This window comes from Neobacillus oceani, assembly GCF_046237595.1.
Taxonomy (GTDB): domain Bacteria; phylum Bacillota; class Bacilli; order Bacillales; family Cytobacillaceae; genus Bacillus_D; species Bacillus_D oceani.
In genome coordinates, this window is the sequence record NZ_CP143543.1 from 523009 (window position 1) to 535930 (window position 12922).

Genomic DNA, 12922 nt, shown 5'->3' on the forward strand with positions numbered 1-12922 from the left:
AGGAAAAAGCATGAAACCTTGGAATAATTTATATGAAATTATTTTTTGAAAATTATTGAATAATTAGGGAAGTATTATAGAATAGCTTTATGAATTTTTAGGGAATAATTTCAGAAAATTGTTAATGTTCACCAAGGGGGACATCATGAACCTATTTAGGAAAAAATCAATTGAACAGCTTCTTTTGGAAGCCGGAAAAAAGGATATCAAGCTTAAGAAGGACCTGGGCGCTTTTGATTTATCTATGCTCGGTATTGGAGCAATCATCGGAACGGGCATTTTTGTACTGACAGGGGTCGCAGCAGCGACCCATGCCGGTCCGGCACTGATTCTTTCGTTCATCTTATCAGGGCTTGCCTGTGTATTTGCCGCCCTCTGTTATGCGGAATTTGCATCGACCGTTCCTGTATCCGGAAGTGCATACACATACAGTTACGCGGCCTTCGGTGAACTCATCGCCTGGATTCTCGGCTGGGTGTTGGTATTGGAATACGGGCTTGCCTCATCTGCGGTGGCAAGCGGCTGGTCCGGCTATTTCCAAGGATTGCTGGCAGGATTCGGCATTCACATCCCTACCGCCCTTTCAAGCGCATACGACCCGGTGAAAGGGACGTATATTGATTTGCCGGCTATTTGTATTCTTTTCCTCATTACATTGCTTTTGACACAGGGCGTTAAGAAATCGTCACGTTTCAATACGATAATGGTAATCATAAAAGTTGCTGTTATTTTGCTGTTTATTGGCGTAGGCGTCTGGTATGTCGAGCCTGCGAATTGGACACCGTTCATGCCATTCGGTTTTTCGGGAGTAACAACGGGCGCGGCGACTGTGTTTTTTGCCTACATTGGCTTTGATGCTGTTTCGACAGCGGCGGAGGAAGTAAGAAATCCGCAGCGGAACATGCCAATCGGAATTATTGTGTCCTTGCTTGTATGTACAATCTTATATGTTGTTGTATCGCTAGTTCTTACCGGGATTGTTCCTTATGATCAGTTGAACGTAAAAAATCCTGTCGCATTTGCCCTGAACTATATCCATCAGGATTGGGTGGCCGGATTCATTTCCGTTGGCGCCATTACAGGCATCACGACCGTTCTTTTGGTCATGCTGTACGGCCAGACCCGTCTATTCTATGCCATGTCAAGGGACGGGCTCCTTCCAAAGGCCTTTTCAAAAGTTGACCAAAAGAAACAGACACCAGTCGTAAACTCATGGATTACGTTCCTGATGGTTGCCGTATTCGCGGGTGTTGTCCCGCTGAACAGGCTTGCTGAACTCGTTAACATCGGCACATTGTTTGCCTTTATGACTGTGTCAATCGGCATTTTGTATCTCCGCAAACATTACACACCTACCGGTAAAGGCTTCCGGGTACCTTTCGTACCGGCCATTCCGATTCTGGCGTTCTTATCCTGCGGCTACCTTGCCACCCAACTCCCTTCGGCTACCAGGAAAGGATTCCTAACCTGGCTCGCAATCGGGCTCGTTGTTTATTTTGTTTACGGAAGAAAGCACTCGGTTTTAAATAATTCCAATTAAGAAGCAGATATTGCTGAAACAGTATTCCCAGTTAGCAAAAGGAGGCCTGAAAAAGGGCCTCCTTTTTTGCAATCACGTGAAACTGAAAGGCATCTAATTGTGTAGGAGGTGGAAATAATGCGAAAAATGACGAATTTTGGAGTTTTTTTAAAAAATATGTAATTAACTATCGTGGAAAGATGGTAATATAAAGGAGGAATAAACTTAAACATTAAGGGAGAAAGCTGATGACCGGAAAATTGCAAGACGTTCGAATGGTTTCAGAAGAAGTAAAAGCTCTTAAACTTTTTTTCTTAATATTCTATATTACATTTATCGGTATAGATTTATTATTTTATTTACTTTACAAAGGGCCTGCCACCGTCAGGATGGAAGCTTTTAAACCGTGGGATTTTGCGTGGTATTATGCTCTTGTTATTTTATTGCTGCCAATATCTTTATATTTAACGAAAACAAGATCTCCTTACTTTATAAAATATTTTGCATTTATTAGTTTTTCTTTGTTCGATTTTGCTTTCTTAGTTTATATGTACACTCATTTAGGTAAGGGTGTTTTCGGAGGAAACTTTGCTGAAGTTGTTTTCCTTTTACTCTCTCCAATTTTTGTGAATAAACGTTTTTATTGGACAGTTAGTCTGGGAACAGTGTGTAAGTATGCGGTATTCGGTTTGCTTTTCAAAAATGTCGGGTCATTTATGCCTATAGTCTTATGTATTGTAATTAGTTTAATGTCCTATATATTATTAAATCGCTTTACATCGTTTGTTAATGCGCTGACAAAAGTTTATGAGGACCTCAACAATACTGAAAAGTTGGCCAGCATTGGGCAGATGGCAACCGGCATTGCCCATGAAATTAAAAATCCATTAACTTCATTAAAAGGGTTTGTAAAGCTTCAGCAAGAGTCTCTCGAAGGAAAAACAGACTATTCTCCAATCATGAATCAGGAAATAGATCGGATTAATTCTATAGTTAGCGACTTAATGATACTTGGTAAACCAAAGAATACATTAATGAATAAAATTAATCTTAAGGATACTGTAGAATATGGCTTGGCAATTGCTGAACAATTTGCAATGGGTAAACGTATTGAATTTATAAAGGACTATGACACAAAGCCATATTACATAAACGGTGATGAAGGTCAATTAAAGCAAGTTGTCATAAATCTGGTAAAGAACTCAGTTGAAGCGGTAGATGATTGTGGCTATATTAGAATTGCAATTAATAGAACTGATAATAATAGGATTATAACTGTGGTTGAAGATAATGGACACGGCATACCTCCAAGCAATATTAGGAAGCTTTTCGATCCTTTTTTTACCACGAAATTTGAGGGGACCGGTTTAGGATTAATGGTAACAAACCAAATTATTAAGGACCATGGAGGAGAAATATTAATAGATAGTAAAGTAGAGGAAGGGACAAAAATCAGCATTTTATTACCTGAAGTTTTATAGTTATTTAATAGAAGAGTGTGAAAACTTCAGTTTATATACACAAATTATGAATTAAGTGCTATACAACATATGAAAAAAATGTTTTATAATAGAGAAGGATGTAGTTTTTTCCACAAATACACCGTGTAATGAGGTCACATATGCAGACATACTTAAGAGATCAAAATATATTGCTGGAAGAACGAAGGACCGTTAAATGGTTTTTAGTTTTCTTTTATCTGATTTCCATATTATTTGACATATTTTATGATTTTGTAATCCCAATCTTTATTAAACATACAAATGTGAATACTTCAAATTTGTACGAATACTGGATATATTTAGTTTTATTCGGTCTAATTCCAATTGCTGTTCATTTGGATAAAACCAACAAAACTCACCATATCAAATATTTATACTTTATCGTATATATGTTATTAATGCTAATTAATGAGTTGATTATATATATAGGAAATCCTGATAGATATGCAAACGGCAATGTCGTGGAAATCCTTTGGTTATTAATGTCTCCGATATTCGTGAATAGCCTTTTTTTCAGGGTAGTATCAATAGGAGTATTATTAAAGTATATATTTTTAGGGATAATTATTAAATCTGCGAATGTCTTATTTCCTATTTTATTGGTAATTATTATTTCAGTATTCGCTTATATTCTATTAAATCGATTTCAGGCTTATGTAAATGCGGTTAAGTCTTCCTATGACAAGCAATTAATGGGTATTGTAAAAGGAATAATAGCTACATTGGAATTAAAAGATCCCTATACAAAAGGCCACAGTGAAAGAGTTGCGGCATATGCCCTATTGTTAGCCGAAAAAATCGGAAAGTTTTCAAAGGAAGAATTAAAAGCGTTTAATTATGCATGCCTGCTTCATGATATTGGGAAAATTCATATTCCTGACCAAATTTTAATGAAACCTACGAGTTTAACTAAAGAAGAATATGAGATAATTAAATCCCACCCTGCTGTAGGTGCACAGGCAATTTCTACAGTAGAAGGGTTTAAAGATAATCTTGATGTCATCCTATACCATCACGAACGGTGGGATGGCAAGGGATACCCTTACCAATTAAAAGGCAATGAAATTCCTTATCTTGCTCGTGTTGCAGCTATAGCTGATGCATTTGATGCCATGACCTCCTCAAGGTCATATAGAGGTGCAATGCCGGTTGAAGAAGCTTATGAGCGAATCATTCAGGGGGCGGGTACCCAATTTGATCCGGATTTGGTAAAGGAATTTAAGGAAGTCTATCCTTCCTGGATTAAAATTCATCAAAATAACACATCTACAAATGAATCATTATTATGGAAAAATATTGACTTTGGATTATTAGCAAGAGGAGGTGAAACTCTATGAAAATCAAAAAGTTGAATAAAATTAGAACTACTTCTTGCTGGTGGTGTCCATTTTTCCCGTTCTAACAGTAAATTAAAAGGATACTAAAGGATGCGAATGTACAAAAATACATGGCATCCTTTTCTATTTTTCTTAATAAGGGTGATACTTATAAATAATAAATTTTCAAATATGTCAATTTTACTACTGGTTCCGGTACGAGTTAGAAAAGATCAAAAACATTATATAGTTGAAAATATTGAAACAGGTGACTTTTATGAAATGCCAGAAATCTGTGTTACAGCTTTGGAATGTTTTTCTAATGGACTCACTATTAAACAAACTGAAGAGGAACTTGCAAAAGTATATCAAAATGAAGCTGCAAGTATCTATGAATTTGTTGAACAACTATTAGACTATAACTTGATAAAATCGATAGATGGACATGAACTGGTATTTAACCAGGAGAGGAAAAAAGAAGCTGGTTTTAAATGGATTCCCGAGAGATTGGGAAAATTTTTTTTTCATAAAAGCATGAAATGGTTTTATTGGATAATATTTATTGGATGTTTGTTCTTGATGGGCCTGTATCCTTATCTTCTGCCAAATTTCAAAGATATCTTTGTCTTTAACACAATAACACTGAGTATGCTGTTTTGGATTGGTATAACGTTTACTACGATTCTATTTCATGAATTTGGCCATATATTGGCGCTTAGAGCCAATAACCTTCCCGCAAAACTAGGAATTGGGCATAGGCTTTTTATTGTTGTTTTTGAAACAGACATGTCCGCAGCTTGGGCGTTAAATCCACATTCTCGTAATTTTCTTTTCCTTTCGGGCCTCTGTTTTGATACTGTTGTCCTTTTTAGCGGGTTGTCTCTTCAATTAGTTGTTTCTGAAGGAACATTTTTTTCTGCAGTATTAAGATTGCTGGTATTGGATTGTATTCTGAGGATGGTTTATCAGTGTGGAGTCTATATGAAGACCGACTTATATTATGTAATTGAGAATAAGACAGGCGTATATAATTTAATGGAAAGTACAAATACATTAATTAAAGAGAAACTTGGATTTAAAAGGAAAGAACGCAGCAATTCGGAATCTCCTGAGGGGAGGAGTTTTATCCGGATTTACGCAGTATTTTATATTTTTGGTATAACTGCTACATTAGCTATGTTTGTATTATTTTATATTCCACAATTGCTGTATGCCTTGAAAATAGTCATTCCAGGCTTTAATTCTCCAATAAGCAGCCCTGCATTCTGGGATGCCTTTATTTTTACGATGCAACTGTCAATAGGCCTTTCCCTCCTCCTCTACTCCTGGAACAAAAAGTACCGGCTCAAAAAAGAATAAGCGATATAGCCATTTCGGATACCCACCGAAATGGCTTTTTTGTTCTAAAAAAGAGGGCTTGCCCCATTTATCACCCTTTTGTGTCTAAACTTTGTCGGATTCTCGTGAACTCAGGGGATTTTCCCCCGAGGATGGGGGAATACCCTGATTCTGGCGGGAGGCCGGTTTTTCTTACAATGGGAGTAACAAAAGAAAGTGCGATTTTTTAAGGAGGAACTCCCATGCAGGCAAATCTTGAAACTGTAAAAAAACCTGGCCGGTCTGTAAACGATGCATTTGCATCCCGCTTTGCCAAGTCGATGTTTTTGGCGGTGAGCGGCCTTGTCATCCTATCTTTCATTGGTACGAGAATGTTTACCCACGTTGATTTGAACCTTTACGGGTATATGGTGGGGACGATCGTTTTCCTGGGCGGATTTTTCTACAGGTTCATCGCCTGGGGAGAAAGGCCTCCAACAAAGATTTTTATTAAAAAGGGCATCAAGCTTCTTTTCAGAAAAACGACTCCCAAAACGGCGACGGAGCAGCTGGTTACATACCGGTTCATCTGGAACAGGGGCCTGTACCGCTGGACGCAGCATATCATGATGGGCTGGGGCTGCGTGATAGCCCTTCTTGTAACTTTTCCACTTGTTTTTGGCTGGATGTATTTTACGATGGCGGACAATGGTATGTACACAATCGTCCTGATGGGGATGAACATCATGACGGTCCCGGCTGATGGCTTTATCGCATTCTTATCGTATAACGCCCTGAACATTTCGGCGTTTATGGTCATTACCGGAGTTTCGATGGCGCTGTACCGCCGCCTTAAGAACATGCAGGCACGCGCGGAGCAGACTTTCCTGTACGACTTCCTGCCGCTCTACCTGTTGCTGTTTGTGTCAATTACAGGGCTTGCCCTTACATTTATCAACATCGCGCTGCATGGCTTCGGCCACCAGGTGATGTCACTGATCCACCAGTACTCGGTTATCGTCACACTTATTTACATGCCGTTCGGAAAACTTGCCCACATCCCGTTCCGTCCTTTAAGCGTATTCGCAAGGAACTACCGTGAACAATATGCGGAGCAGGCAACAAAGGAATGCAAGGTTTGCGGAACAGGCTTCGTCTCTGTCGAGCAATCAAATGACGTCATTGATGTACTCGGAATGAACAATATTGAATTTACGTCCAAAGAAGGCTTCCAGCTTGCTGAGCTCTGCCTTCCATGCCGCCGGAAATACCGAATCGCCCAGTTTTCGGGAGTTGCGACCCACCATGTGAAAGTCAAGGAGGCCAACCAGAATGCAAAAGGCTGAGTTCAGGAACGAACGAGATAAATTTTTCAAGGAAGTTGAAAACCTCACACATCCGAACGAAACGCTCGTCAAAACGCATTGCAGCTATTGCGCGATGCAGTGCGGGATGAACTTGAGGGTAAATACAGTTACGAATAAAATCATCGGCGTTGAGCCTCGCTATGACTGGCCGGTGACGCTTGGGAAAATGTGCCCGAAAGGCGTGACCGCCTACCAGCAGGTCAACCACCCGGACCGGATACTAAAGCCGTTAATCCGTGATGATAAATCCTTAAAAGGAACAAAAGAGGGATTCCGCGAAGCATCCTGGGATGAAGCGTATGACCTAATCGTTAAGAACTTCAAAAGACTTCAGGCTGAATATGGAAAAGATAGCTTGTCTGTTTATGGCGGGGTTTCGATGACAAATGAAAAGTGTTATCTGACCGGGAAGTTCGCTCGTGTCGGGTTGCAAACACGATACATTGATTACAACGGCCGCTTCTGTATGTCGAGCGCAGCTGGAGGCTTGAACCGTTCTTTAGGGATTGACCGTGGTTCGACTGTTCCATGGACGGATGTACATGAAACAGACTGCCTGTTCATCGCTGGCAGCAACACGGCTGAGTGCCATCCTACTTCGATGTTCCGCGTCTGGAACGTCCAGGAACGCGGCGGCTATCTAATTATAGCTGATCCGCGTGAAACACCAATCGCGAGGCGCGCAGATGTCCACCTTGATCTGATGCCGGGGACAGATTTGGCACTTGCAAATGGTATTGTAAATCTACTCATCCAAAACGGCTATGCCGATGAAGAATTCGTAAACAACCATACGAATGGGTTTGCTGAACTGAAGGAACTCGTAAAGGAATTCACGCCTGAATACACAAGTGAACTTACCGGCGTCGCCCCGGAAAAAATCATCCGCGCCGCCGAATTGTTCGGCAAGGCCCCGAATGCAATCGTAATGTTTGCCCGCGGGATCGAGCAGCAGCAAAAAGGTGTCGACAACGTTTCAGCCTATGTGAATATGTCGCTTGTCACAGGTAAAATCGGACGCCCCAAGTCAGGCGTCGCAACGATCACAGGCCAGGGGAACGGCCAAGGCGGCCGTGAGCACGGGCAAAAAGCCGACGCGCTTCCAGGCTACCGTAAAATTGCCTATCCCGAGCATGTCAGGGAAATCGCGGAAGTTTGGGGAATTCAGCCGGAGGAAATGCCGGAAGCGGGTGTTTCCGCTTATGAAATGTTCGGACTTATGGAGAATAAGACAATCAGGGCGCTTTACCTGCTTTGTTCCAATCCAGCCGTATCCGCCCCTAACCTGAATTATGTAAGGGAACAAATGAAGAATCTCGATTTCATGGTCTGTGTCGACTTTTACATGTCCGAGTCCGCTGAGTTCGCCGACGTCATTCTCCCGACAACCACCTGGGCGGAGGACGAAGGGACGACAACGAATGTTGAAGGCCGGATTATTAAAATCAACCGCGCCCAAGATCCGCTTGGAGAATCCAAGCCTGACTGGAAAATCCAAGTTGAAATAGCAGAACGGATGGGACGCGGACAATATTTCTCCCACCTGAAAACACCGCTTGATATTTTCAATGAACTGCGCCGCGCTTCAAAAGGCGGGATTGCGGATTACTCGGGAGTAACATGGGAAAAGATTGAGAAACAGGATGGCGTCTTCTGGCCATGCAAGAGCGAGGAAGACCAGGGAACACCACACTTATTCCTTGATAAAAAGTTCTACCATCCGGACGGGAAAGCAAAGCTGTTCGCCCTTCCATACACGCCTCCAGCAGAGGAGCCGGATGGTGAATTCCCGCTCCGACTGACGACTGGCCGTGTGGTCTACCATTATCTATCAGGTAACCAGACTAGAAGAATCCAATTTTTGCATGATATGTGCCCGGATCCGTTTGTCGAGGTACACCCGGAAACAGCCGCGAAATATGGCATTGAACACGAAGAAAGAGTGCTCCTCTTCACCCGGCGCGGTGAAGCGGTCTATCAGGTAAAGATAACAGAAGCAATCCGGAAAGATACCGTCTTCGTTCCTTATTCATGGGGACATGAAAAATCTATCAACCTATTAACAATCCCGGCGCTCGACCCGATTAGCAGGATGCCGGAATTCAAGGCATGCGCTGCGCAGATCAAGAAGGTGCAAGCCGCAAATCACGAATTGAAGAAGGTGCAATAATGGATAAGAGGCTTTATATAGAACTTGAAAACTGTATAGGATGCCGCTCATGCCTTGCTGCCTGCACTCAGTGCGGCGGGCATGAAGAGCGGAACAGGAACTACGTTTACGACGTGAATCCGCTTGTTGACCGGCAGACGATGCCTCTTATGTGCCTTCACTGCGTGAACCCGGCATGTGCAAGAAGCTGTCCGGCCCAGGCCATCCAGATCCATGAAACAGGCGCGGTCCTTTCCGCACTCGTTGAGAAGTGCATCGGCTGCCAAAACTGTACGATTGCCTGCCCATACGGCATCCCGAAATTTGATACAGAGCAGAACCTGATGTACAAATGTGACTTATGTATCGACCGTTCAAAGGACGGCATCCCGCCAATGTGCGCGAGCGTCTGCCCGACGAACACATTGCAGTGGCTGACCGATGAGGAAATCGATGCGAAGAGAAAGCAATTCAATCTTGATAATGGCGGCAAATGGGTAACAAGCCTGCCGTACCTTGAAGGCGAAACAAACGTCAAAGTGAACCTGCCTGGTATTCTGCAGGGTGTCACGAAACTGTTTTAGGAGGGATTGGCATGACCGAGAAAAATAATAAAATCCCGTTCGAAGAAGATAATTATACACATAATATAAACCGCAACAACGAGCGGAAGCTGGACCGGCGCGGCTTCATGAAAACCCTTGTCGGCGCTGCTGGCGTATTCGCCGTCTCCTCCCTGCCATGGGGGGCGATGGCTGCTAAGGAGCTAATGGGCCTTGGCGAAAAGGAATATCCGCGCAAAAAAATCGCCAGCCTTGATTCGGTGGCTGTCGGGGACGCAGTCGAATTTGCTTTCCCTGGTGAGCATGACAGTGCGATCATGATCAGACTATCCGAAACTAAGTTCGTTGCGTATCAGAATGCGTGTACACACCTCCGCTGCCCGGTTTTCTGGGATAAAAAGGAGAACGATCTCCTTTGCCCGTGCCACCACGGAAAATTTGACGTAGAAACAGGAGCGCCGACCGCGGGGCCGCCAAGAAGGCCGCTTCCAGAGATTTTTGTAAAGGTCGATAAGGGCGCAGTTTACGCAACAGGGGTGAAACGCTATGAAGCCTAGTAAGGTAAACTTTTTTATCCTTTGCGCCGTCCTGATGATGAACATCGTATTCACTCATTTCATGGTCCAGCAGTACTTTTTCGAAAACTATGCCAACTCACTCATTTTCGGTGCGATGAATATTGCGCTCTTCCCGTTCGCCTTGTACATCTATAAACGTGACAGGAAACAGGAGCGTGAACGGCAATGATGAATAGCGAGACGTACATCGACTTTTGTTTTGCCAGGAAGGAAGAAGGGAACTTTTCGCCTGAAGTGGATTCCATGCTGAGGGAGCTTTTTTCAGGGAAACGCCTGAACTGGTACCTTGAAGAAAAGCAGAAAGACGGCGCGGATATTGTCGTTGCCGAAATCAAAGGGATGAGCCCTTTCCAGACGGAGGATGAGGCAATCGCCTTTATCGAGAAGAATGCCGGAGAATCGTTCTGGCACTATCTTCAAGGCTATAAAATCTTTATTTATCCAAACAAAAGAGGGTGCGGCAGCTGTGGAACCCATTAAGCTGAAAGAACTGAAACGCTTTGAAGGAGCCGATGTTGAACTGGCCATCACGGACAAGGAAGGCGGCGAGCAGGCTCCTTCCATAAGGAAGACTATCAAGTATGTCCTGATGTGCCCGGATGGAACGCATGTGAGGTTTTATTTTGACAAAAACAAATTCCTTGCCGTTCCCGTGTCCAGTGAGTTTGGAGGTACGGAAGAGGAACTAATGGCATACGATGCGGTAAGCGGCCTGTCCTACTCGGTAAAAATGAAGCGATAAAGGCAGCCCCTGGAAAAGAAGGAGGAAATGGTATGGAGGCTTTAACGGGAAATAAAGACATCAGCTCATATATTATTCATTCCCAGGAAGACGAATTAAAAAGAATCGCGCTCGACCTTCACGAAGGGGTCGGCCAAAATCTGTACAGCGTCTTCAACGGCCTTCAATTTATCCAGGCTTCGATCCAGGATCCGGGAATGAAGGCGTATGTAAACGAGATGTCGCAGCTAATGGAGAGGACAATCCAGGAAATCCGCCTCCTGTCCGTCGAATTGCATCCTCCGACTTTAAGCACTTTAGGCTTTGTACCGGCGATGAAAAGCTACATTAAACTTTATACTTCGACTTTTGGAATTCTTGTCGAAGTTGAGGTGGAGGGCGAGGAGCAGGCCATTTCCGAAAAAGGCAGGATCGCCGTGTTCCGGGTTTGCCAGGAAGCGCTCGCGAATATTGCGAAGTACGCGGACACCTGCCATGTCAGCCTTCGGATTCAATGGTCTGCGGATTCATTGACCGTGTCCATCAAGGACTTTGGCAAGGGCTTCGATTTAGATGAAAGCGCCATTGCATTCCAGTCTTCCGGCCTTGCCGCAATGAAGGAAAGGATGCTTCTGGCTGGCGGTAATTGCCATATTTCCTCTACAATAGGGGAAGGGACATTGATTGAACTAACCCTGCCGCTATAATCAAGCCGGCTGGGTTTTTTTGCAGAAAAGCTGTCTGTTATATAAAGGGGGGGTTGCTTTGATTAAAATCCTGCTTGTAGATGATCATGCGGTAGTCAGGATGGGCCTTTCAATGCTATTGAATGCGCACCCGGACATGAGGGTGGTTGGCGAGGCGTCGGAGGGGAACGAAGGGATTCAAAAAGCACTCGAGCATAAGCCGAACGTTGTCATCATGGACTTGAGCATGCCCCACGGCAAGGATGGTCTTTCGGCTACCTCGGAACTTAAGAAGCTGATGCCTGAAGTCAATATCCTGATTCTAACGATGCACGATGACGAGGAATATTTGTTCAGGGCAATCCAGGCCGGCGCGTCTGGCTGTATCTTGAAAAGCGCCCCACACGATGAGCTTTTGGCCGCCATTGAGACCGTGGCAAAAGGCGATGCGTATCTACACCCGTCTGCGACCAAACGGCTGATGGAAGAATACATGGGCGCGGTAAGGCAAGGAAGCACCGATACCTTCAACCTATTGTCCGACAGGGAAAAGGAAGTTCTGACCCTGATTGCCAAGGGCTTTTCGAATAAGGAGATTGCCGAGCAGCTTGTGATTTCCGTCAAAACGGTTGAAACGCATAAAGGGAATGTCATGGAAAAACTGCAATTGAAAACGAGGCCAGAGCTCGTCCAATACGCCATTAAAAAAGGGCTATTGGGATACGGCCTGTAAGGAGAGTCAGCCGGCATGGAAGAATTAAGGGGATTTCAGCCTGTCAGTGAAACATGCGAACAGCTTCGGGAAGCGATTGGCTGTGATTTTGTCGGGCTCGCCCTCCAGAACAGGGTAGGCCTTAATATCCGCTGGCATTTCGCATCCGGCAATCTGAATGATAAATATGAGAGGATTACGGTCCGATACGGAAAAGGGGTTGCCGGCAAGGTAATTTCAACCGGGAGCCCGCTTCTTGTGGAAAACTTTCCGGAGAACATTCTCGGCAAAACGACCGACCACCCAATCATGCTTGCCGAAAAGTTGGTGTCCGCCTATGCGGTGCCGCTGTTTTTCAGGGGAATGCCAAAAGGTGTACTGCTGGCCGGAAACAGGACAGCAAGCTCATTCAGCGCGCAATCATGCCTGATGGTCAAGGAAACGGCCACGGCACTCGAGAAAATTCTTGAAGGGCAAATCTACTTTAAATAA

General features: G+C 43.9%; 14 protein-coding genes. All 14 read left to right on the forward strand.

The window, feature by feature from the left end; all coding sequences use genetic code 11:
* Nucleotides 1-145 precede the first annotated feature (145 nt).
* The 14 genes from V1499_RS02570 to V1499_RS02635 all read left to right on the forward strand — a co-directional run bounded on the left by V1499_RS02570 (nt 146) and on the right by V1499_RS02635 (nt 12922).
* Nucleotides 146-1540, forward strand: coding sequence for an amino acid permease (locus V1499_RS02570; protein ID WP_409273559.1), 1395 nt, complete (start codon nt 146-148; stop codon nt 1538-1540).
* A 227-nt stretch (nt 1541-1767) separates the two neighbouring features.
* Nucleotides 1768-3000, forward strand: coding sequence for an ATP-binding protein (locus V1499_RS02575; RefSeq protein ID WP_409273560.1), 1233 nt, complete (start codon nt 1768-1770; stop codon nt 2998-3000).
* Nucleotides 3001-3140: 140 nt separating this feature from the next.
* Nucleotides 3141-4358: an HD-GYP domain-containing protein gene (locus V1499_RS02580; RefSeq protein WP_409273561.1), complete on the forward strand. Its 1218-nt coding sequence runs from the start codon at nt 3141-3143 to the stop codon at nt 4356-4358.
* 90 nt (nt 4359-4448) lie between these two features.
* Nucleotides 4449-5696 carry a hypothetical protein gene (locus tag V1499_RS02585; RefSeq protein ID WP_409273563.1) on the forward strand — a complete coding sequence of 416 codons (1248 nt, stop codon included), beginning with the start codon at nt 4449-4451 and terminating at the stop codon, nt 5694-5696.
* Nucleotides 5697-5917: 221 nt separating this feature from the next.
* Entirely contained in the window at nt 5918-7000 is a 1083-nt protein-coding gene (locus tag V1499_RS02590; protein WP_409273565.1) for a hypothetical protein, read from the forward strand.
* Nucleotides 6987-9191, forward strand: coding sequence for a molybdopterin oxidoreductase family protein (locus tag V1499_RS02595; protein ID WP_409273566.1), 2205 nt, complete (start codon nt 6987-6989; stop codon nt 9189-9191). Before V1499_RS02590 ends, V1499_RS02595 begins: the two co-directional genes overlap by 14 nt.
* Nucleotides 9191-9754: a 4Fe-4S dicluster domain-containing protein gene (locus V1499_RS02600; protein WP_048823358.1), complete on the forward strand. Its 564-nt coding sequence runs from the start codon at nt 9191-9193 to the stop codon at nt 9752-9754. Before V1499_RS02595 ends, V1499_RS02600 begins: the two co-directional genes overlap by 1 nt.
* 11 nt (nt 9755-9765) lie before the next feature.
* Nucleotides 9766-10290 (forward strand): Rieske (2Fe-2S) protein, encoded by a 525-nt coding sequence (locus V1499_RS02605; RefSeq protein ID WP_316570069.1) that lies wholly within the window; start codon nt 9766-9768, stop codon nt 10288-10290.
* Nucleotides 10280-10480 (forward strand): hypothetical protein, encoded by a 201-nt coding sequence (locus V1499_RS02610; RefSeq protein ID WP_316570070.1) that lies wholly within the window; start codon nt 10280-10282, stop codon nt 10478-10480. The genes V1499_RS02605 and V1499_RS02610 overlap by 11 nt, the downstream gene beginning before the upstream one ends.
* Nucleotides 10477-10791, forward strand: a complete 315-nt coding sequence (locus V1499_RS02615; protein ID WP_409273569.1) for a hypothetical protein — start codon at nt 10477-10479, stop codon at nt 10789-10791. Before V1499_RS02610 ends, V1499_RS02615 begins: the two co-directional genes overlap by 4 nt.
* A complete protein-coding gene (locus tag V1499_RS02620) occupies nt 10778-11053 on the forward strand; it encodes a hypothetical protein (protein WP_409273571.1) in 276 nt (91 codons plus the stop codon). Before V1499_RS02615 ends, V1499_RS02620 begins: the two co-directional genes overlap by 14 nt.
* 32 nt (nt 11054-11085) lie before the next feature.
* Nucleotides 11086-11739 (forward strand): sensor histidine kinase, encoded by a 654-nt coding sequence (locus tag V1499_RS02625; protein WP_409273572.1) that lies wholly within the window; start codon nt 11086-11088, stop codon nt 11737-11739.
* A 58-nt stretch (nt 11740-11797) separates the two neighbouring features.
* Complete coding sequence (locus V1499_RS02630; RefSeq protein WP_409273574.1) at nt 11798-12451, forward strand: response regulator; 654 nt, start codon at nt 11798-11800, stop codon at nt 12449-12451.
* A 15-nt stretch (nt 12452-12466) separates the two neighbouring features.
* Nucleotides 12467-12922 carry a GAF domain-containing protein gene (locus V1499_RS02635; protein ID WP_409273576.1) on the forward strand — a complete coding sequence of 152 codons (456 nt, stop codon included), beginning with the start codon at nt 12467-12469 and terminating at the stop codon, nt 12920-12922.

Bases quoted from the DNA above. Each gene is read 5' to 3' on its own strand.
- V1499_RS02610 (WP_316570070.1), top strand. From the start codon at position 10,280: ATGAAGCCTAGTAAGGTAAACTTTTTTATCCTTTGCGCCGTCCTGATG.
- V1499_RS02575 (WP_409273560.1), top strand. From the start codon at position 1,768: ATGACCGGAAAATTGCAAGACGTTCGAATGGTTTCAGAAGAAGTAAAA.
- V1499_RS02600 (WP_048823358.1), top strand. From the start codon at position 9,191: ATGGATAAGAGGCTTTATATAGAACTTGAAAACTGTATAGGATGCCGC.
- V1499_RS02625 (WP_409273572.1), top strand. From the start codon at position 11,086: ATGGAGGCTTTAACGGGAAATAAAGACATCAGCTCATATATTATTCAT.
- V1499_RS02595 (WP_409273566.1), top strand. From the start codon at position 6,987: ATGCAAAAGGCTGAGTTCAGGAACGAACGAGATAAATTTTTCAAGGAA.
- V1499_RS02570 (WP_409273559.1), top strand. From the start codon at position 146: ATGAACCTATTTAGGAAAAAATCAATTGAACAGCTTCTTTTGGAAGCC.
- V1499_RS02580 (WP_409273561.1), top strand. From the start codon at position 3,141: ATGCAGACATACTTAAGAGATCAAAATATATTGCTGGAAGAACGAAGG.
- V1499_RS02615 (WP_409273569.1), top strand. From the start codon at position 10,477: ATGATGAATAGCGAGACGTACATCGACTTTTGTTTTGCCAGGAAGGAA.
- V1499_RS02605 (WP_316570069.1), top strand. From the start codon at position 9,766: ATGACCGAGAAAAATAATAAAATCCCGTTCGAAGAAGATAATTATACA.
- V1499_RS02585 (WP_409273563.1), top strand. From the start codon at position 4,449: ATGCGAATGTACAAAAATACATGGCATCCTTTTCTATTTTTCTTAATA.
- V1499_RS02635 (WP_409273576.1), top strand. From the start codon at position 12,467: ATGGAAGAATTAAGGGGATTTCAGCCTGTCAGTGAAACATGCGAACAG.
- V1499_RS02590 (WP_409273565.1), top strand. From the start codon at position 5,918: ATGCAGGCAAATCTTGAAACTGTAAAAAAACCTGGCCGGTCTGTAAAC.